Annotated in this window: 16 protein-coding genes; 8 read left to right on the forward strand and 8 right to left on the reverse strand. The window is 70.2% G+C overall.

The genetic code is table 11. From position 1 onward, the window contains the following. Nucleotide 1 precedes the first annotated feature (1 nt). Together tssM and tagF are read left to right on the forward strand one after the other, a co-directional pair. Nucleotides 2–2,200, forward strand: coding sequence for a type VI secretion system membrane subunit TssM (tssM, locus tag ACWPN3_RS24810; RefSeq protein ID WP_492239870.1), 2,199 nt, complete (start codon nucleotides 2–4; stop codon nucleotides 2,198–2,200). Further along, complete coding sequence (gene tagF / locus ACWPN3_RS24815) at nucleotides 2,197–2,895, forward strand: type VI secretion system-associated protein TagF (protein WP_492239871.1); 699 nt, start codon at nucleotides 2,197–2,199, stop codon at nucleotides 2,893–2,895. The genes tssM and tagF overlap by 4 nt, the downstream gene beginning before the upstream one ends. Nucleotides 2,896–2,909: 14 nt before the next feature. Here tagF and ACWPN3_RS24820 read toward each other — a convergent pair whose 3' ends face one another. Then, nucleotides 2,910–4,478, reverse strand: a complete 1,569-nt coding sequence (locus tag ACWPN3_RS24820; RefSeq protein ID WP_492239872.1) for an adenosine deaminase family protein — start codon at nucleotides 4,476–4,478, stop codon at nucleotides 2,910–2,912. Nucleotides 4,479–4,648: 170 nt separating this feature from the next. Here ACWPN3_RS24820 and ACWPN3_RS24825 point away from each other — a divergent pair, with 170 nt between their 5' ends. The 4 genes from ACWPN3_RS24825 to ACWPN3_RS24840 all read left to right on the forward strand — a co-directional run bounded on the left by ACWPN3_RS24825 (nucleotide 4,649) and on the right by ACWPN3_RS24840 (nucleotide 8,980). After that, nucleotides 4,649–6,307, forward strand: a complete 1,659-nt coding sequence (locus ACWPN3_RS24825; protein WP_109095861.1) for a tetratricopeptide repeat protein — start codon at nucleotides 4,649–4,651, stop codon at nucleotides 6,305–6,307. 6 nt (nucleotides 6,308–6,313) lie between these two features. Beyond that, entirely contained in the window at nucleotides 6,314–7,627 is a 1,314-nt protein-coding gene (locus tag ACWPN3_RS24830; protein ID WP_492239873.1) for an MFS transporter, read from the forward strand. Nucleotides 7,628–7,732: 105 nt separating this feature from the next. Next, complete coding sequence (locus ACWPN3_RS24835; protein WP_109095860.1) at nucleotides 7,733–8,002, forward strand: hypothetical protein; 270 nt, start codon at nucleotides 7,733–7,735, stop codon at nucleotides 8,000–8,002. Nucleotides 8,003–8,299: 297 nt separating this feature from the next. Then, nucleotides 8,300–8,980: a hypothetical protein gene (locus tag ACWPN3_RS24840; protein WP_492239874.1), complete on the forward strand. Its 681-nt coding sequence runs from the start codon at nucleotides 8,300–8,302 to the stop codon at nucleotides 8,978–8,980. A 50-nt stretch (nucleotides 8,981–9,030) separates the two neighbouring features. Here ACWPN3_RS24840 and ACWPN3_RS24845 read toward each other — a convergent pair whose 3' ends face one another. Then, nucleotides 9,031–10,122: a PA0069 family radical SAM protein gene (locus ACWPN3_RS24845; RefSeq protein WP_109095858.1), complete on the reverse strand. Its 1,092-nt coding sequence runs from the start codon at nucleotides 10,120–10,122 to the stop codon at nucleotides 9,031–9,033. Between the two features lie 232 nt (nucleotides 10,123–10,354). On the opposite strand from ACWPN3_RS24845, the gene ahcY reads away from it, so the two are divergent. Next, nucleotides 10,355–11,653, forward strand: coding sequence for an adenosylhomocysteinase (ahcY, locus tag ACWPN3_RS24850; RefSeq protein ID WP_109452311.1), 1,299 nt, complete (start codon nucleotides 10,355–10,357; stop codon nucleotides 11,651–11,653). 276 nt (nucleotides 11,654–11,929) lie between these two features. Here the strand turns inward: ahcY and ACWPN3_RS24855 are convergent, their stop codons facing one another. From ACWPN3_RS24855 to ACWPN3_RS24870, 4 genes are all read right to left on the reverse strand, one after another. Then, complete coding sequence (locus ACWPN3_RS24855; protein ID WP_395459792.1) at nucleotides 11,930–13,108, reverse strand: TIGR03862 family flavoprotein; 1,179 nt, start codon at nucleotides 13,106–13,108, stop codon at nucleotides 11,930–11,932. A 156-nt stretch (nucleotides 13,109–13,264) separates the two neighbouring features. Then, on the reverse strand, nucleotides 13,265–13,531 hold the full coding sequence (locus ACWPN3_RS24860; RefSeq protein WP_098740726.1) for a hypothetical protein: 267 nt from the start codon (nucleotides 13,529–13,531) through the stop codon (nucleotides 13,265–13,267). A gap of 252 nt (nucleotides 13,532–13,783) precedes the next feature. After that, nucleotides 13,784–14,755 carry an SH3 domain-containing protein gene (locus ACWPN3_RS24865; RefSeq protein ID WP_492239875.1) on the reverse strand — a complete coding sequence of 324 codons (972 nt, stop codon included), beginning with the start codon at nucleotides 14,753–14,755 and terminating at the stop codon, nucleotides 13,784–13,786. A 10-nt stretch (nucleotides 14,756–14,765) separates the two neighbouring features. Next, on the reverse strand, nucleotides 14,766–15,932 hold the full coding sequence (locus ACWPN3_RS24870; protein WP_492239876.1) for a hypothetical protein: 1,167 nt from the start codon (nucleotides 15,930–15,932) through the stop codon (nucleotides 14,766–14,768). A 352-nt stretch (nucleotides 15,933–16,284) separates the two neighbouring features. Here ACWPN3_RS24870 and ACWPN3_RS24875 point away from each other — a divergent pair, with 352 nt between their 5' ends. Then, nucleotides 16,285–16,602, forward strand: a complete 318-nt coding sequence (locus ACWPN3_RS24875; RefSeq protein WP_109047759.1) for a ribbon-helix-helix domain-containing protein — start codon at nucleotides 16,285–16,287, stop codon at nucleotides 16,600–16,602. A gap of 62 nt (nucleotides 16,603–16,664) precedes the next feature. Here ACWPN3_RS24875 and ACWPN3_RS24880 read toward each other — a convergent pair whose 3' ends face one another. Together ACWPN3_RS24880 and ACWPN3_RS24885 are read right to left on the reverse strand one after the other, a co-directional pair. After that, entirely contained in the window at nucleotides 16,665–17,543 is an 879-nt protein-coding gene (locus ACWPN3_RS24880; RefSeq protein ID WP_395458693.1) for a TIGR01459 family HAD-type hydrolase, read from the reverse strand. Nucleotides 17,544–17,613: 70 nt separating this feature from the next. Further along, the gene (locus tag ACWPN3_RS24885; protein WP_492239877.1) at nucleotides 17,614–18,864 is read right to left on the reverse strand and encodes a glycosyltransferase family 4 protein; all 1,251 of its coding nucleotides are present in this window, start codon (nucleotides 18,862–18,864) and stop codon (nucleotides 17,614–17,616) included. Nucleotides 18,865–18,947 lie beyond the last annotated feature (83 nt).

The raw sequence follows: 18,947 nt of genomic DNA on the forward strand, positions 1-18,947 counted from the left end.
CATGGCCGAACCCCGTTCCCCCAAGGCCGGCGCCCGGACGGCGACGACGCCCGGCAAGGGCCGCAAGCGCGCCGCCGCAAGGTCTGCCGCTGGGGCTGCCGCCGGGGCCGTCCCCTCGCCGCACCGCTCCGCCCGCACCCGCTGGGCGACGTCGCTGTCGGGGGTGCTGGCGCTGGGGCTGGCCGGCTGGCTGCTGCTGCCGCGTCTGGCCGCGACCTTCGCCCCGCAGCTGCTGCCGACCATCCAGCCGGACTGGAGCGTCCGCCTGCTGCCGCTGGTCCTGGCGCTGGCCGGCTGGATCGCCGTCAACCGCCGCATCGACGCCCGCGAGCGCGCCGCCAACGCCCGCCTGCTGGAGGCGCTGGCCGCTACCCGCGATCCCGAGCTGAAGGTCTCGCTGGAGGAGATCGGCACGGTCCGCAAGCGGCTCGACGGCGTGCTGGCCCAGCTGCGCAAGCGCCGGGGCGGTCGCTATCTCTACCAGCTTCCCTGGTATCTGGTGATCGGCGCCCCCGGTTCGGGCAAGACCACCGCGCTGGCCAACACCGGCCTCGCCGCCCTCTCGCCCGACGGGACGGCCGCTCAATCGCTGGCAGGTCCGTTCGCAGGCTTGGGCGGCACCCGCAACTGCGACTGGTGGTTCACCGACCGCGCCGTGCTGATCGACACCGCCGGCCGCTACACCACCCAGGACAGCCGGCGCGCGGTGGACGGACGGGTGTGGTCCGGCCTGCTCGACCTCCTGAAGGAGCACCGCCCGCGCCAGCCCGCCAACGGCGTCCTCCTCACCGTCAGCATTCCCGAATTGACGGGCTGGACCGACGCCGAGCGGCGCAACCACGCCATCCTGATCCGCCAGCGCCTGAACGAGCTGCGGGTGCAGCTGGGCGTGCGGCTGCCGGTCTATCTGCTGCTGACCAAGGCCGACCTGCTCGACGGCTTCGCCACCTTCTTCGACCCGCTCGACCGCGAGGCGCGCGGGCAGGTCTGGGGCCTGACCCTGCCGGCGCCCGAGCCGGCGGAAGAGACGGCGCCCGACGGCTCCGGCGGTCCGCTTCCCGTCTTCCGCGCGCTTTATGCCGGGCTGGTGCGGCGGCTGGACGAGCGGTTGCTCGACCGGCTGCACCAGGAGCCGGACATCCGCCGCCGCAGCGACGCCTTCGCCCTGCCGCTGCGCGTGGCGGAGCTTGAGCCGGCGCTGGCCGACATCGTCGACACCGCCTTCGGCTCCGAACATGGCGAGGAGACGCCGCGCCTGCGCGGCCTCTACCTGACCAGCGCCACCCAGACCGACGCCTCGCTCGCCCTGCTCGATCCCGAGGGCGGCCCCGGGGGCGGCGGACCGGCCTCCACCTATTTCCTCGAACGGCTGCTGCCCGACGTGGTCTTCCCGGAGGCCAACCTCGCCCAGGTCGACCGGCGGGTGGAGCGCGCCCGCCGCCGCCGGGCCCTGCTGTCCGCCGCCGCCGCGCTGGCGCTCGCCCTGGCCGTCGGCGGCTGGTGGCTGGTCAGCGCCCGCGGCAACGCCGCCCTGCTGGAGCGCGCCGATGCCGGCGCCGCGGCGGTGGAGGCGGCGCTGCGCCCGCTCGACACCCCGCCGCGCTCCCTGGTCCGGGTGGACGATGCCGACCCCGCGGCGATCCTGCCGGCATTGGATGCCCTGCGCGCCCTGCCGCTGGCGTTCGACGATGCGCAGGGTCGGCCGGGACAGTTGTGGGCCGGGCAGTTGTGGGCAGGCCCGGCGCTGGCCGGCGGCCTCTACCAGGGGGGCCGCATCGCCGCCCCGGCGCAGGAGGCCTACCGCCGCGCCCTGCGCAGCCAGTTCCTGGCCCGCATCGCCCTGCGGCTGGAGGAGCGGCTGCGCGCCGACTGGGCCTTGCCCGACCAGCTGCGCCAGACCCTGCGCGTCTACCGGATGATCACCGGGCGCATGATTGGCGGGCAAACGGCCGGGGGAACGGAGCCGATGGATGCCGGCGCCATGGCGGAATGGCTGGCGCTCGACTGGCAGCGCACGCTGCCCGGCCCGGCCAACGAGGTGCTGCGCCGTGCCCTGGGCGACCATCTCGCCGCCCTGTTCGCCGTCGGCTTCGCCCCCGTCCCGCCCGATGAGGTTCTGGTCGCCCGCGTGCTGGAGGTGCTGGCGCAATCGACGCCCCAGGCCTCTTCCGCCCAATCCGGCCGGGCCGCCCAGCCATGATGGGCTATTTCGCCACGCCGCGCGTCCTGGCGGCCGGGGTCGGCGGGATCGGCGCCGATCCGGTGGTGGGATTCCACGGCAAGGTGCCGGGCCGCGGCGATTTCATCGGCCATGGCCTGCCGTCGGCGGTCCTCGGCCCCTGGGACCGCTGGCTGTCGGCGGCGCTGGGCGAGGCCGGCCGCCGGCTGGGTGCGGAGTGGGAGCCCCTGTTCGTCCAGGCGCCGGTCTGGCGCTTCGCCCTGTCGGCCGGCCTGTGCGGCGCCACCCCGCTGGTCGGGGTCTGGATGCCCAGCGCCGACCGGGTCGGCCGCCTCTATCCCTTCACCATCGCCGCCGGCCTTCCCGCCGGCTTCGACATCGCCGACGCGCCCGCCGCCTGCGGCGCCTGGCTGTCCCGCGCCGAGTCCCTTGCGGCGGACGCCTGCCGCGCCGGCACCGATGTGGAGGGGTTGCCGGCCCGCCTCGCCATCCTCGGCCGGCCGGAGCCGGAGCGGGTCAGCCCCGCCACCCGCGCCCTGCTCGACCGCCTGTCCGGTCCGTTGCGCGCCGACGCCAGCCTGTGGTGGACCCGCGGCGCCGGCCGGATCGCGCCGTCGCTGCTGTCCTGTCCCGGCCTTCCCGCCGGCCCCCGCCTGACCGCCTTCCTCGACGGCGCCTGGGCCCGCTGGGGCTGGGAGAACGCCGACGAGGGGTAGGGGGAAGGGACGGTTTACGGCGTCCCCGCCATCTCGCGGTCGAAGCGGGCCAGCGCCTCTTCCAGCCCCCACTGGACCCGCGCCTTCTCGCTGCGGGCGGTCACGGCGCGGCAGGCGTCCTCACGCACCGGCGGCGTGCAGCCGGGGGTGGACCACAGGCTGTCGCCGGGCAGGAAGCTGTGCTCCAGGCTGGCGCGGGCCAGCCCGACGAGGTCGGCATAGCCGAAGCCGAACTCCTCCACCGCGCGCTGCAGCTCGTTGGTCAGGTCGATCCGGCTGACGCCCTCGTCGTCGGTCGACAGCACCACCGGCACACCGGCGGCACGATAGACCGGCAGCGGGTGGGCCTTGCCGCTGACGCCCAGGATCTTGTCGTTGCTGGTCAAATTGACCTCGACCGCCACCTTGCGCCCGGCCATCGTCCGCAGCAGGCCCTGGGGGTCGTCCTCATACATCACGTCGACGCCATGGCCGATGCGCTTGGCCCCGGCGATCTCCACCGCCTTGCGGATGTGGTCGCGCAGGCGCTCCGGCGGGACGAGGCCCAGCGTCAGCTCGCCGGCATGCAGCGCGACGTTGGTGCCGGGCTGGCGCCGCTTCGCCTCGGCCACCATCCGCATGTGCAGGTCGTAATCGTCGAGCGCCACCGGGTTGTCCTCCGGCGCCACGAAGTTCAGCCCGACGACGCGCGGCTCCTGCGCCTCCAGCAGGGCGTTGAACAGGGTGGTGGCATAGACCGGGCCGGGGCTCTGCGTGCGCGACACCTGCTGGAGATAGCGCACCGACACCGCACAGCCCGGCCGTGCCGCCGGCGTGCCGCAGCCAAGGACGCTGCGCATCCGCGCCTCCGCCGCGTCGATCTCCTGCCGGGCCGGGGCGACCAGGGCGGGCAGCCCGGCGGCGATCAGCCGGTCGGCGGTTCCGGCCAAGTCGGTCGCCGCCTGCGGCGTCCAGGGGAAGGACTTGCCGATGGCGGCGGCCGGGCCGGTGCCGAAGGACACCATCAGCTCGACATGCCGCTCGCCCTGCCGGCCGGCGCGGTCCACCACCTCGGCCAGCAGGTCGCCGGTGGAGTTGGGGACGGAGTTGGCGGCGCGGAAGCGCCCGAAGGTGGCGAAGAACTGGTCGTGCAGGCTGTAGCCGGAGACCGGCAGCGCATCGCGGGTCGACAGGGCGTCCAGCGCCATCGGGTAGAGCACGCTGTCGGCGATCACCGCCGCGGCGCCCGGCCGGGCCGACTTGGCGTCGCCGCAGGGCGCCTGCGCCGTCGGGGCCACCAGCGTCAGCGCCTTGACGTCGAAGCAGAGCCCGGCATCCGCCGCCATCCGCATGTAGGTCTCGGCATAGGCGGCACCGGTCAGGTGGCTGTGCAGGTCCGCCCCCTTGGGCATGCGGTAGAGGAAGGCGCGCAGCTCCGGCGGGCTGGTCCGCACCGCCTGGAACCGCCGCGCCGCCGCCGACCCGCCGGCATCGGCGCCCCCGCCGGCACTGCCGCCGCCCATCTCCGCCGTGGCGCAGGCCGCCAGCAGCAGCGTCGCCGCCAGCAGGGCCGTTACATTTTTGGTGATTCGCACATCAAGCATCTACCCGACTCCATATTCTCCTTTTGCGGGTATTGATGCGCTGATAATCGCGCGCGTACAACCGCCCTGTGCGGATCGAAAGGCTGTAGCGGGGCGGCGATTCCCGCTATGGTGCGGCGACCTTTTCCCGTGTTCCCGCCCATGTCCCGCCGTCTTTGGAGCCTGCCGCGATGACCGACACTTCCGCCCCGACCCTGCTCGATGCGGCCAAGCGTTTCCGCAGCAACGATCTGGCGGGGGCGGAACAGGTCTGCCGGGCAATCCTGACCACCGACCCGCACAACGCCCAGGCGCTGCATCTGCTGGGGCTGGTCGCCGCCCACACCGACCATCCGGAAAACGCGCTCGATCTGTTCGCCCAGGCCATCGCGGAGAACGGCAACGACCCGTCCTTCCACAACAGCCGCGGCAGCCTGCTTTTCCAGCAGGGCCGCCCGGCGGAGGCGGAGGAGGCGTTCCGCGCCGGCCTCGCCCTCAACCCGCGGCTGCCGGAGCTGCACGGCAACCTCGGCAACGCGCTGAAGGCGCAAAGCCGTCTGGAGGAGGCGGCCGACTGTTTCCGCGCCGCGCTGGACCTGCGGGCGCAAGCGCCGGAGATGCACCATTTCCTCGCCGCCACCCTGCGCGAGCTGGGCGAGCTTGAGGAGGCGGAGGAGCATTTCCGCACCGCGCTGGCCCAGGCGCCCGACTATCTCGACGTGCATTACAGCCTGGCGGAGCTGCTCTCCACCCGCGGCCGGCTGGCCGAGGCGGAGGCGGAATTCCGCATCGTGCTGGCCGCCGCCCCGCGCTTCGTCCCGGCCCAGGTCGGGCTTGCCCATGTGCTGCAAAGCCTCGACCGCGCCGCCGAGGCCATCGAAGTGATCGAGGCGGCGCGCGAGCAGGCCCCCGACCACCCGATGGTGAAGTTCACCCGCCGGCTGATCTATTCCAACGCGGTGCCCGGCTGGCACCTGCCGATGATCAACGATTTCGAGCGGAACGAGGCCTACAAGCAGTCGCTGGAACGGGCGGTGACGCCCGACTCCCTGGTTTTGGAGATCGGCACCGGCTCCGGCATCGTCGCCATGATGGCGGCGCGGGCGGGCGCGAAGAAGGTGGTGACCTGCGAGGTCAACCCGATCCTGGCCCGCGTCGCCAAGGAGACGGTGGCGCGCAACGGCTATGGCGACCGCATCGACGTGGTGCCGCGCCTGTCGACCCAGCTGACGGTGGGCGAGGGCGGCGATTTGCCGGAGAAGGCCGACGTCTTCGTGTCGGAGCTGATCAACATCGGCATGCTGGCCCCGCGCATGCTGTCGGTGCTGCAACATGCCCGCACCCATCTGGTGAAGCCGGGCGGCGCCATCATCCCGCGCGCCTCCACCGTCTACGCCATGCTGGTCGAGACGCCGGAGCTGGCCCGCATCAACCCGGTGGAGACCATCGACGGTTTCGACATGGGCAGCTTCGACGTCTTCCGCTCGCCCGGCTACCAGCAGATCGACCTCGGCGCCGACGCCCACACCCCGCTGTCCAAGCCCTTCACCGCGCTGGATTTCGACTTCACCCGCAACATGCCGGAGGAGGGCGAGCGGGTGATCGACGTGACCATCGTCACCGCCGGCACCTGCCACGGCGTCGCCTTCTGGTTCGACCTCTTCATGGACGACGCGGTGGTCTACAAGTCGGAAAGCCGCTCGCGCACCAACCATTGGAAGCAGGCGATGACCTTCCTGGAAAAGCCGATCGCCCTGTCGGCCGGCGACCGCCTGCGCATCGTCGCCCGCTACGACAACAACCAGATCTCCTTCGGGGTGGACGGGCTGACGGGGGGTGAGCGGGAGTAAGCGGGCGTGACCGAAGCCGTCCCGTCCAGCGACAGTCCCGCCGGCGACATCCCCTCCCGCCGGGCCATCGTCTCCTGGTGCCTCTACGACTGGGCGAATTCGGCCTACAACACCATCATCACCACCTTCGTCTTCTCGGTCTATTTCGCCCGCGGCGTCGTCGGCGACCCGGTCGAGGGCACCGCAAGGTGGAGTGCGGCGATGACGGTGGCCGGCGTCGCCATCGCGCTGCTCAGCCCGGTGCTGGGCGCCGTCGCCGACCGGGCCGGACGGCGCAAGCCGTGGATGGCGCTGTTCACCCTGGTCACCGTCCTGTTCACCGCCGCCCTGTGGTGGGTCAGGCCCGATCCGGCCGATGCCGCCTTCGCGCTCTCCTGCGTGGTGGTCGCCACCGTGGCCTTCGAGCTGGCCAACGTCTTCTACAACGCCACCCTGCCGGGGCTGGTGCCGCCGCGGCTGCTCGGCCGGGTGTCGGGCTGGGGCTGGGGCATCGGCTATTTCGGCGGGCTGGCCTGCCTCGTCCTGGCGCTGGTCGGTTTCGTCCAGGCGCCGGCCCCGCTGTTCGGCCTGTTCGGGATGGAGTGGGCCGACTGGGGCCAGCAGGCCAATGTCCGCGCCACCGCCCTGCTGGCCGCGGCGTGGTACGGGCTGTTCGCGCTGCCTTATTTCCTATGGGTGCCGGACGAGCCGGCGACCGGCCACGGCCTGCTGCGGGCGGCGCGCGAGGGGGTGGCGACGCTGCTCGCCACGCTGCGCCACGCCCGGCGCTACCGTGAGGTCGGGCGCTTCCTGATCGCCAGCGCCTTCTACCGCGACGGCATCAACACCATCACCGCCTTCGGCGGCCTCTTCGCCGCCGGGACCTTCGGCATGAGCTTCGAGGAGATCCTCGTCTTCGCCATCGCGCTCAACGTGGTGGCGGGGGCGGGGGCCATCGGCTTCGCCTGGATGGACGACCGGGCGGGAGCCAAGCCGGTGATCCTGATCGCGCTGGCCGGCATGACCGCCTGTTCGGTGCCGCTGCTGCTGGCGACCGACCGGCTGTGGTTCTGGATCTTCGCGCTGGGGTTGGGGCTGTTCTTCGGGCCGGCCCAGGCGGCCGGGCGGTCGATGATGGCGCGGCTGGCCCCGCCGGGCATGGCGGGGGAGATGTTCGGGCTCTACGGGCTGACCGGCCGCTTCGTCGGCTTCTTCGGACCGCTGCTGTTCGGTCTGGCGACCCAGGCCTTCGCTAGCCAGCGCGCCGGCATGGCGACGGTTCTGGCTTTCTTCGCCATTGGCTTCGGGCTTATGCTGGCGGTCCGCGAACCGGCCCGCTAGAAAAGGGCCTGTGTCAAAGCGCCGCACATGAGACCATTCGAGGGCAGAGCTGTTACCTTCGTTTTTGCTGCGACGCACAAAAGTCGAAGCCGAGGGATACGGACCATGCTGCACATCAAAGACATCGAAGCCTTCGCCCGCATCAACGAGGCCCTGAACGAGGAGCCCGGCCCGGATGGCGGCACGGATAATCGGCCGGAGCAGGCCGAACAGTCCGACTCCCAAGGCCAGCACGGTTCCGGCCCGGCGCATCCGGCGCTGGTGATGGCGATGCTGGCGACCGGCCGCCTGCCGCTGTCGGCCCTGTCGAAATCCGATCAGGCGAAGACCCCGGACGTACCGACGCCCTGGACCAAGATGTTCCGCCGCTCCTGACGGCGGTTGGTCCGGGTGGGACGCCGTGGAGTCGGTGAGCAAGATCGACACGGATTTCACGGATTTCAGCACGGATTTCACGGATGTGGCGTTCCGAAGCGACCTGTGTCGAGGTACTCGAAGCGTCGCCAAGTTCAAGAAAAATCCGTGAAATCCGTGTCTAAATCCGTGAAATCCGTGTGAATCTTGCTCCCGATGCCTCGACTCTCCGTACTGGCGGCTGTTGCAAAAATTCCGCCATAAAGGAAATTATTCTTATACGCTTCCCGCAGACCCACCTTTCTGCGGAGCCGCCCAATGCCCCTCGATCCCCGTAGCTTCACCACCGACAACTTCCCCCGCTGGGCCGAAGAGCCGCCGACTCCGTCGGAAGGCTCGCTGGTCCCCGGTTCGCAGTTCCATGAGGAACAGTGGATCATGGCCGCCGGCATGCTGGCCCGTGGCAACAGCTTCCTTCAGGTCTCGCGCGCCATGGGATGCAGCCGAACCACGCTCTGGCGCGCCTATTACGGCTCCAAGGATTTCCGTCACAGGGTCTGGTGGGAGCGGCAGGCGCTGAACCGCGAGGCCGAGCTGCGCCTCTCCTCCCTGCGCATCCTGGTGGCCGAGCAGATCGAGCGGCTGGTCACGTCGGGCGATCCCGCCACCGTCCGCTGGCTGGCCGAGCGGCTCGGCCTGTTCGCCGGCCTCGATCAGCCCGCCCGCGACTCCGCTCCCAGGCCTGCCCCCCGTCCCGCCCCGAAACCGGAAGACCCGCCCGCCGTCACCGTCCCCGAACTCGACGATGACATCCCCGGCGACCTGCGCGAGCGCACCCCGCCCAGCCCGGCCCTGGTCGCCGCCGTCCTGGCCCAGCCGGAGGCGGCGGGACCGAAGGGCGTCTTCCCCTACACCCTCAACCAGTATGAAGAGTATCCCAACCTCAACCCCGGCCCGGTGAGCCGCCGCGCCGCCGGTCCCTTCTCCTGGCGCCGGTAGGCGGGGGATGCAACATCGCCCGCCTCCCTGTTCCACGCCGTTCCATCCCCTCACAGAAGCGACAGCTGGTCCCCCACCGCCGGCGGCACCCGGAAACGGCTGCAATCGAGCTGCCAGCTCCGGCCGCCCAGCCCCTGCTTCCGGCAGGCCAGCTTGAAGCGGTGGCGCAGCAGCTCGGCATAGGGGCCGGTGCCCTTCATCCGTGTGCCGAAGCCGGAGCGGTAGAGCGCGCCGTCGCGGCTCTGCCGTATCAGGCTCAGCACGCGGTCGGCGCGGTTGGGGGCATGGACGCGCAGCCATTCCTCGAACAGGTCGGCGATCTCCAGCGGCAGGCGCAGCAGGATATAGTTGGCGGTGGTTGCCCCGGCGCCGGCCGCCGCCTCCAGGATGGCTTCCAGCTCATGGTCGTTGAGCGCCGGGATCATCGGGCTGGCGAGGACCGCCACCGGCACGCCAGCCTCCGACAGGGCGCGGATCGCCTCCAGCCGGCGCGGCGGGGTGCTGGCCCGCGGCTCCATCGTCCGGGCGAGATCGCGGTCCAGCGTCGTGACCGAGACCGCGACCGATGCCAGCCCCTGAGCGGCCATCGGCGCCAATATGTCGAGGTCGCGCAGGACCAGCGCCGACTTGGTGATGATGCTGACCGGCTGGTTGAAGTCGCGGCAGACCTCCAGCACCCGTCGGGTGATGCCCTCCGTCCGCTCGATGGGCTGGTAGGGATCGGTGTTCGCCCCCAGCGCCAGCGGCTGGCAGACATAGGATTTCGCCCGCAACTCCTTGGCCAGCAGCTCCGCCGCGTTGCGTTTGGCGAACAGCTTGGTCTCGAAATCCAGCCCCGGCGACAGGCCGAGATACGCATGGGTCGGCCGGGCGAAGCAGTAGATGCAGGCATGCTCGCAGCCCTGGTACGGGTTCAGCGAACGGTCGAACGGGATGTCGGGCGACTGGTTGCTGGCGATGATCGACTTGGCCGAGGCCGGCGAGACGCTGGTGCGGACCGGGTCGGACAGCGCCTCGTTGCCGCTCTCGGCATAGCCGGTCCAGCCGTCGTCGGTCAGGACGCGGGTCTCGCGCTCGAACCGCCCGGTGGCGTTGCTGACCGCCCCGCGGCCTTTGATCGGGGATCGCCGTATCTCGTCCATACCGGCAGCTTAGACGGGGCGAAATGGAACGTAAAGCGAACAAACGCGGTTTGGCCATATCGCTTGGCGCCGTCATTGCTTCCGCCACCGAACAAACATAAAGATATCTTTATGCTTGCATGGTTCCGGGAGCGCTGATACATCCATGGCCAATGACAGCGGCAGGGCCGGGGATCCGGCGCGCCTGGAATTCCGCTGCCCGACCGTCACCGCCCACCAGGAGTCATCCCTCATGGCCGCCGAATTCACGGACTACAAGGTCAAGGACATCAGCCTCGCGAACTGGGGCCGCAAGGAGATCACCATCGCCGAGACCGAGATGCCGGGCCTGATGGCCCTGCGGTCGGAATTCGGCGCCTCCAAGCCGCTGGCCGGTGCCCGCATCGTCGGCTGCCTGCACATGACCATCCAGACCGCCGTGCTGATCGAGACGCTGACGGCACTCGGCGCCACCGTGCGCTGGTCCTCCTGCAACATCTTCTCGACCCAGGACCAGGCCGCCGCCGCCATCGCCGCCGCCGGCATCCCGGTCTTCGCCTGGAAGGGCGAGACGGAGGAGGAGTTCTGGTGGTGCATCGAGCAGACGCTGCGCGGCCCGGATGGCTGGACCCCGAACATGATCCTGGACGATGGCGGCGACGTCACCCAGATCATGCACGACAAGTATCCGGAGATGCTGGACGGCGTCCGCGGCCTGTCGGAGGAGACCACCACAGGCGTCCATCGTCTCTATGAGATGATGAAGAAGGGCACGCTGAAGGTTCCGGCCATCAACGTGAACGACAGCGTCACCAAGTCGAAGTTCGACAACCTCTATGGCTGCCGCGAGTCGCTGGTCGACGGCATCAAGCGCGCCACCGACGTCATGGTCGCCGGCAAGGTCGCCGTGGTCGCCGGCTATGGCGACGTGGGCAAGGGCTCGGCCGCCAGCCTGCGTTCGCAGGGTGCGCGCGTCCTGGTGACGGAGATCGACCCGATCAACGCGCTCCAGGCGGCGATGGAAGGCTATCAGGTCGTGACGATGGAGGATGCCGCTCCGCAGGGCGACATCTTCGTCACCGCCACCGGCAACGTCGACGTCATCACGATCGACCACATGCGGGCCATGAAGGACCGCGCCATCGTCTGCAACATCGGCCACTTCGACAGCGAGATCCAGATCGACGCCCTGCGCAATCTGGTCTGGGAAGAGGTCAAGCCGCAGGTCGACGAGGTCGTGTTCCCCGACGGCAAGCGCCTGATCGTGCTGGCCCAGGGCCGTCTGGTCAATCTGGGCTGCGCCACCGGCCACCCCAGCTTCGTGATGAGCGCCAGCTTCACCAACCAGGTGCTGGCCCAGATCGAGCTGTGGACCAACGCCGCCAACTACGAGAACAAGGTCTACGTCCTGCCCAAGCACCTGGACGAGAAGGTCGCCCGCCTGCATCTGGACAAGATCGGCGCCAAGCTGACCACCCTGACCGACAAGCAGGCCGCCTACATCAGCGTGCCGACCGCCGGCCCGTACAAGCCGGACCACTACCGCTACTAAGCGGTTGCGGGATTAAGAAAAAAGGGCCGTCCCGGTGGGGCGGCCCTTTTTCTTTGGAGTGTAGGTCTCTTGTGAGGAGCAGGGGAGGCAGGCAAGGTCGACACGGATGTCACGGATTTGAACACGGATTTCACGGATGTTATCCGGAAAGGTTGCTTCCAGCCAAAGAACGTCGGCTTTGGCAGGCCAAAAAGAAAATCCGTGTAATCCGTGTCTAAATCCGTGACATCCGTGTCAATATTGCCCCGGCATTCAGAATTTCCACCGAAGCCGAAGTCACTCCGCGTCCGAGTCCTTCATTCCCAGCCACTCCACCATTCCCGTGCCGGCCGCCACGCCCATGGCGAAGCAGCCCTGCAACAGGTAGCCGCCGGTCGGCGCCTCCCAGTCCAGCATTTCGCCGGCCAGGAACAGGCCGGGGCGGCGGGTCAGCATCGACCGCTCGTCCAGCTCCGACAGGCGGACGCCGCCGGCCGTGGAAATCGCCCGCTCGATGGGGCGGACGCCGGTCAGCACCATCGACAGCCCCTTGATCTGGCGGGCCAAAGCCGCCGGGTCGGTCAGGTCGGCGGCGGGGGCGAACTCGCGCAGCAGGGCGGCGCGCGGGCCGGTCAGGGACAGCGACTTCTTCAGGAAGGTGGACAGCGACTCCGCACCGCGGCGGCGCAGGCGCTTGACCAGTTCGGCCTCGGCCATGTCCGGCAGCAGATCCAGCGTCAGGGTCGCCCACCCCTCCGCGGCGATGGCGTCGCGCAGCGGCGCGCTCAGCGCATAGACCGCCCCGCCCTCGATCCCGGTTTCGGTGATGACGAATTCGCCCTTCAGGCGCCGGCCGGCAGCGGAGAGACCGACGCTCTTCACCGGCTGGCCGGCGAAGCGGTCGCGCAGGTGATCGGACCAGGGCACCTCGAAGCCCATGTTGGAGGGAACCAGCGGTGCGACCTCCACCCCCAGCCCTTCCAGCAGCGGAACCCAGCCGCCGTCCGACCCGGTGCGCGGCCAGCTCGCCCCGCCCAGCGCCAGCAGGGTGGCGCGCGGGGCGACGGTCACGCTTTCCTCGCCCTGGCGGAAGGTCAGGGCGCCGGTCGCGTCCCAGCCGGTCCAGCGATGGCGGCTGTGCAGGGTCACGCCCAGACCGTCCAGCCGCCGCAGCCAGGCGCGCACCAGGGTGGAGGCCTTCATCTGCACCGGGAAGACACGGCCGCTGCTGCCGATGAAAGTCTCGATGCCCAGCCCGGCCGCCCAGCCGCGCAGGGCGTCGGGCGAGAAGCCGGCCAGCAGGCGGCGGAACAGTGGCTCGGCGGCGCCATAGCGCGGCAGGAAGCGGTCGAGCGGCTCCGAATGGGTCAGGTTCAGCCCGCCGCGCCCGGCCAGCAGCAGCTTGCGCGCCGGGGTGGGCGTGTGGTCGAACACGGCGACCCGCAGGCCGGCGGCCGCGGCGATCTCCGCCGCCATCAACCCGGCGGGGCCGGCGCCGACGATCGCCACGTCAGGGGTGAGGTGGGGCACTTGGAAACGCTTTCACGAAAGGGATCGCCCCCGCCCATCCCATGCTGCGCGGGCAGGGGCACGGGCGGGGGCATGCGGGGCTCGGCCTCGGTTCCCCGCGGATCAGTCCTCGTAATCCTGGTCCTGGGCCACTTCCTCGGCCAGATCGGCGGCGAGGTCGGCGAAATAGCCGGCATCGACCTCCAGGCCGTTCTCCTCGCAGATGCGCATGAAGATGCGGTAGGCATGCAGGATGGCGACGTCGAGGACGACGAGATCCCCTTCCTCGCTGTGGCGGTCGGTGATGTCCCGCTCCTGAAGGGTGCCGACGATGTCGTGCGCGGCGGCCTGCAGGACCGCGTCCATGGCTTGTTTGTGTTGGGTCGACATCGTGTGAATCCTCGTTCCGGTCGTGCTTCGCGTCCCCGCCCGGCCGGACCGGCGCCGCATGGCCGGCGGGGGTGGCCGAACCGTCGGAGGAAACGGGCGCGTCGGGGGCTCCGTTCGTCCGCGAAAGTTCGGCCTCCCCCTTGTTGTAGAATCCTTTTTCACGGCCGAACAAGCCCCTTCACGGGGGGCCGGGGCGGGTCCTTCCGGGTAGCCTCGTACCGGCCATGGAGGGGGCGGTGGAAGGAGGCCGCTTCAGCGTGCGACGGGGGCCAGCAGGGGAGCGCCGACATAGCCCAGCGCCTTGCCTTTCCGCCCCACCTTGTACCAGCCGCCGACGGCCTCCAGCACGGTGACGCGTTCGCCGGCCTCCAGCACATCCAGCACCTTGGCGTCGCAGACCGGGGCGACCCGCAGATTGCCGGCGGCCCGCAGCCGGGCGACGGTTCCCCTGGAAAGCTTTGGCCGCTGCACCCGTCCGGGCAGGTCGTCGGGCAGGGCGCAGCCGCGGTCCTCGCGGTCGGCCCTGGCGTAGCGGTCGGGCTTTGCGGCGGTTGCGGGCTCGGTGCCGGCAGTCCGCGTGGGCACGGCTTCGGCCAGATAGGCGCTGGTGACGTAGCCCTGCGGCTTGCCGCTTCGGCCGATCCGCTGCCAGCCGTCGGACGGCGTGCCGAAGGCCGTCACCCGCTCGCCCTTTTCCACCGTGTCGAGGACCCGGCCCTTGGCGTCCGGCGTCGCCCGCAGGTAGATGCCGGCGGTGGCGGTCATCGGCCGCTGTGCGGGAACGACCGAAGGCTGCCTGGCAGGGGCTTCCTGTGAAGCCGGCTCCTTGGCGACAGCTTGGGGCGCTACCTCGACCTGTGGCTTCATCGCCGGCAGCGGTGGAATCCTGACGGCCGGCGGTGCCTCCGCGGCCTTGGGATCGGGCGCCTTCGCGGCTGCGGCCGCTACCGGGGGCGGAGCGGGTTGCAGGCCGGGCGGTAAGAGCGGGCCCGACAAGGGACCGGGGGCTTCCGGGGGATGCTCCCAGACCACGCCGGGGGTCAGGGGTGGGGAAAGCGCCTGTGCCGGCGTCAGGCGGGGAAGGGCGACGATGGGGGCGGGCGACGGGGTCAGCCGTTCGGCCGCGCTGTCCGCCAGCGCGCCGGCCGGGCAGCCGAACGGGCCGCCCAGCAGCAGGGCCGGTGCCGCGATCCGCAGCCAGGCGATCAGCCGCGCTCCAGCCATCACCCCCTCCTCAGTCGAGCGTGATGCGGGCGATCAGCGTCGGCAGCGTCTGACAGCGCAGAAGCCCGTCGAGCGTCCGGTGTTCGGCCAGCCGCAGGGTCAGCGCGCAACCGAAGGAGTTCACCGCCAGTTCGGTCTGCGCCAGGGTGCCGATGATGCTGGACGAACGCGCGATGCTGTAGCCGGGCGCGCCCAGCTTGCCGGCCAGCGCGCCGTTGACCGGGCTGAACCCGTCGATCTCCAGTGTCATCGGTCCCAGATTCTGCACCACCACCTCGGAACTCGGATCCTCCTTGGTGGCGTAGAGCTGGACCGGGACGGCGCGGTGTCGGGCGATCCAGTCCTTCAGCGCGAGGTTGGCGACCACCGGGTCGCGGCTTTGCAGCGCCGCCTCCATCGCCGTCTGGCGCAGCGCCGGGTCGTTGCCGCCCAGCGCCGCTTCGAAAGCGACCAGCCGTGCCGCGCGGTCCGTGCCGGTCAGCTTGCCGCGCAGGTCGGCGACCTGGGCGATGCGCGCCTCGACCGCCCGGCGCTCCGTTTCGGCGCGGGCGGCTTCGGCCTTGGCGGCGGCGGTCTGCTGCGCCAGCCTTTCCTCCTCGCGCCGCCGGCGTTCGCTGTCCTCGGCCAGCCGCTGGGCGGCGTCGCGATCCAGCTGCTCGCGCAGGTTTTTGGCTTCGGGTGTGCCCAGCACGACCGTGCGGCCGGGCAGTTCGGCAGCCGGCTTGCCGATGCCGTCGAGCAGGCCGGGGGACTGTGGCGTCAGCGCCACCGTCCATCCGCCGGCACCGCGGGTGGCGAGCGCCGTCGCCACCCAATTCTTGCTCAGTCCGGCCTCCGCCGCCGGGCGCAGGAAGGTCACCGGCCCTTCACGGCTGTCCACCAGATAGGTCGGCCCGCCCAGAACCAGCTTGGCGCTGACCCGTGCCGCCATCTGCGGTTCCGAAGATGGCGGTTCCGGCAGCGGTTCGACGCTCAGCGACTCGATGCGCCAGGGGGCGGGCAGCAGCGCTTCGATCCGCGCACGCAGGAGGGAGTCCGGGATCGTCTCGACCGTGGGAACCTTGGCGGTGGCGGTGGCGGTGGCGGTGGCGGTGGCGGTGGCCTCCGCAGCCCGGGCACCCTCGACCGGTGCACCTAGTGCGACCCAGCCGGCGATGAGGGTTGCGCCCAGGCTCACTCTTGGGCCTGCCCCGAGGCCCGGCCCGGCACCGGCTGCGATGCGGGCCGCGAATCGTCCGTTCCCCGGTCGCTTCATCGCCGATCCTTCCCCCCGTGTCCGCCGTCCAATGTCCGCCGTCCGGCACTGGTATAGCGAAGGTTCCGGCCAAGGGAAGCGGCTTTTCCCGGCAACCTGTCGATCTGTGGTTGGATGCAATACCCGCCTGCGCCGGATTGTCGCGTCAATCCGCACCCATGGGTCGAATTGGACTTGGACGCCACACGCCACTTGCAATATGGTCACACAAATGGATGTATTGGCCCCGTATCGAGAGATCGGGACACGCAACGGATGGGGAACGGGGTTTCCGATGGAGGGCACGGGCGGAGGTAAAGACGGACCGGGGCTGCTCTGCCGCAATGTCAAAGTGAGCGGCCGCCGAACCAGTTTAAGAATGGAGCCGTATATTTGGGATTCGCTGAAGGAAATCTGTGAGCGGGAGCAGATGACCCTCAACGAAATCTGCACCCAAATCGACGAACGGCGTGGGGAGGCGAACCTGACTGCCTCCATCCGCGTCTTCATCGTCAGCTATTACCGCACCGCCATCGGTCAGCGCGGTTTTTCGGAAGATGGTCAGTCGCCTCTGCTGCGCAGGGCGATGGACGACGCCGTTCCGCTGGAGTGACAAGGGCGGGTATAACGGGCCAGGGGTGACGGGAGCGGGCTATGCGCTCCCGTCCACCGGGTTCACCAGCGCAGGCTGGGAACCGCGTAGGTCGGCATGTGACCCGACGCATCGGCCAGGGCGCGCAGGTTGACCGGATCGACCGAAGCCCCCCAGGCTGCACCGCCCAGTTCCTCCTGGTGGATGCCTGCGGTGACCAGTGCAACATCGATCCCGGCGGCATTGGCACCGGCGACATCGGTGCGCAGGCTGTCGCCCACCGCCAGGATGCGGCTCTTGTCGGCGATGCCCAGCAGCTTGAAGCAGCGCTCATAGACGGGGGCATGGGGCTTGCCGTGCTGGCGCACGTCGCCGCCCATCTCCTCATAGCGGGCGGCCAGCGTGCCGGCGCAGATCACCAGCATCGGTCCCACCATCACCACCAGATCGGGGTTGGCGCAGATCATCGGCAATCCTGCGGCCAGGCACGCGTCCAGCTGCGGCTGATAGTCCGCAACCGTCTCGCCGAAGGTGACGATGCCGGTGTTGACGACGAAATCCGCGTCCTCCGGCGTAGCGGCAACCCGATAGCCGAGCCCGGAGAAGACATCGATGTCGCGCTCCGGTCCGATGTGGTAGAGCCGCCGTCCGAGGGCGGCATGCCAGGGATCGTCGCGGTCGCGCAGGGCCTCGTAGGTCGCCTCGCCCGAGGTCATGACATGGTGGTAGCGCTCGCGCCCCAGCCCCATGCCGTCCAGCTTCTCGATGACGCCGGTGGTTCGGCGCGGTGCATTGGACAGCAGGCAAATTGTCTTGCCGGCGGCTCGCATGCTGTCCAGGCAGTCTGGCACGCCGGGATAAGGCTGCTCGCCGTCATGCAGCACGCCCCAGAGGTCCAGGATGAACCCGTCATAGCGGTCGATGACCTCGGCGATGCCGGAAATCTGTCGGATGTCGGCCATGGTGTCCGGTCGGTTCGGTGGAAGGACAAAGATCGGATTGCATCGATCGGATTGCGTCGATAGGCCGATCTCAGCGTGGTTGTAGCAACTCTGCGTAAACCGCCAGCGTGTCGGCGCACATGCGGTCCTTGGTGTAGCAGTCGGCGACGAAGGCCATGGCGCGGGTGCCGATGGCGTCCCGTTGCTCCGGCGTCAGCGACAGCGCCTCCTCCAGCGCCTGGGCCAGCGCGTCGGGATCGTCCGGCGGCACCACCCAGGCGGTTTCGCCGGGGACGACGGTCTCCTGATAGGCGCCGATGGCCGAGACGATCACCGGCTTGCCCATCGCCTGAGCCTCGACGATCACCCGCCCGAAGGCTTCCGGCTCGCGCGAGGCGGAGACGACCACCGTCGACAGCAGGTAAGCCGCGGCCATGTCGCTGCAATGGTCGGTCATCCGCACCACGCCGCGCAGGCCAGCATTGGCGATGCGGTTCTCCAGCTCTTCCCGGTAGCCGGTGCGACCCTGGTCGGAGCCGACCAGCAAGGCCAGCACATCCTTGCGCCCCAGCTTGGCCAGCGCGTCGATCAACACGATCTGGCCTTTCCAGCGGGTCAGCCGGCCGGGCAGCAGGATCACCGGCCGGTCGTCCGGCAGGTTCCATTGCTTGGCAAGGGTCACCAGCCGTGTCGGGCTGACCCGGTCGGGTGCGAAGACGCCGCGGTCGATGCCGCGGTGGATGACGCGCACCTGTTGCGGATCGACCGGGTAGTTGCCCAGCACATGGTCGCGGATGAAGCCGGAGATGGCGATCACCCGCTCGCCGCGCGCCATCACCGAATTGTACCAGCGCTTCAGCCGCCCGCCGACCGGCCCCGAACCGAAATTGTAGGGCGCGTGGAAGGTCGTCATGTAGCGCGCACCCGTCTCGCGGCAGGCCAGCCACGCACTCCAGGCCGGCGCGCGGGAGCGGGCATGGACTATGTCCACCTTGTGCTCGCGGATGATAGCGGCCAGCCGGCGGGCGTTGCGGCGGATGGTCAGCGGGTTCTTGGAGGCCAGCGGCAGCGTCAGATGGGCGATGCGGGCGCGGTCCAACTCCCGCACCATCGGGCCGCCCTGCGACGCCACCAGGGGCGTGCCACCGGCGGTCTGCAGGGCGAGTGCCATGTCGATGCAGCCGCGCTCCGCCCCGCCGGTGACCAACGTCGGCACCACCTGCAGCACCGTCGGCGCCCGCCCGCCCGGCCAATGGTCTGGCCAAGGGCCGGCGGAAGCGTCCTGATGGGCGTCTGCGTTGCGTGGGGAATGGTCGGTGGTAAGGTGGGGGTCGAAATCCATGATGCCGGCTGCTCGCAAGGGGCGGCCCGGGACCGGCCGCGGGGCCCGGCAAGCCGGCGCCCCATCGAGCCCGGTGCCCGACC

The sequence above is a fragment of the Azospirillum sp. UENF 111221 genome (assembly GCF_058780625.1).

Excerpts from the sequence above, each read along its gene's own strand:
- tssM (WP_492239870.1), top strand. The coding sequence starts at position 2 with ATGGCCGAACCCCGTTCCCCCAAGGCCGGCGCCCGGACGGCGACGACG.
- tagF (WP_492239871.1), top strand. The coding sequence starts at position 2,197 with ATGATGGGCTATTTCGCCACGCCGCGCGTCCTGGCGGCCGGGGTCGGC.
- ACWPN3_RS24820 (WP_492239872.1), bottom strand. The coding sequence starts at position 4,478 with ATGCTTGATGTGCGAATCACCAAAAATGTAACGGCCCTGCTGGCGGCG.
- ACWPN3_RS24825 (WP_109095861.1), top strand. The coding sequence starts at position 4,649 with ATGACCGACACTTCCGCCCCGACCCTGCTCGATGCGGCCAAGCGTTTC.
- ACWPN3_RS24835 (WP_109095860.1), top strand. The coding sequence starts at position 7,733 with ATGCTGCACATCAAAGACATCGAAGCCTTCGCCCGCATCAACGAGGCC.
- ACWPN3_RS24840 (WP_492239874.1), top strand. The coding sequence starts at position 8,300 with ATGCCCCTCGATCCCCGTAGCTTCACCACCGACAACTTCCCCCGCTGG.
- ACWPN3_RS24845 (WP_109095858.1), bottom strand. The coding sequence starts at position 10,122 with ATGGACGAGATACGGCGATCCCCGATCAAAGGCCGCGGGGCGGTCAGC.
- ahcY (WP_109452311.1), top strand. The coding sequence starts at position 10,355 with ATGGCCGCCGAATTCACGGACTACAAGGTCAAGGACATCAGCCTCGCG.
- ACWPN3_RS24855 (WP_395459792.1), bottom strand. The coding sequence starts at position 13,108 with ATGGCGGCGGAGATCGCCGCGGCCGCCGGCCTGCGGGTCGCCGTGTTC.
- ACWPN3_RS24860 (WP_098740726.1), bottom strand. The coding sequence starts at position 13,531 with ATGTCGACCCAACACAAACAAGCCATGGACGCGGTCCTGCAGGCCGCC.
- ACWPN3_RS24865 (WP_492239875.1), bottom strand. The coding sequence starts at position 14,755 with ATGGCTGGAGCGCGGCTGATCGCCTGGCTGCGGATCGCGGCACCGGCC.
- ACWPN3_RS24875 (WP_109047759.1), top strand. The coding sequence starts at position 16,285 with ATGGAGGGCACGGGCGGAGGTAAAGACGGACCGGGGCTGCTCTGCCGC.
- ACWPN3_RS24880 (WP_395458693.1), bottom strand. The coding sequence starts at position 17,543 with ATGGCCGACATCCGACAGATTTCCGGCATCGCCGAGGTCATCGACCGC.
- ACWPN3_RS24885 (WP_492239877.1), bottom strand. The coding sequence starts at position 18,864 with ATGGATTTCGACCCCCACCTTACCACCGACCATTCCCCACGCAACGCA.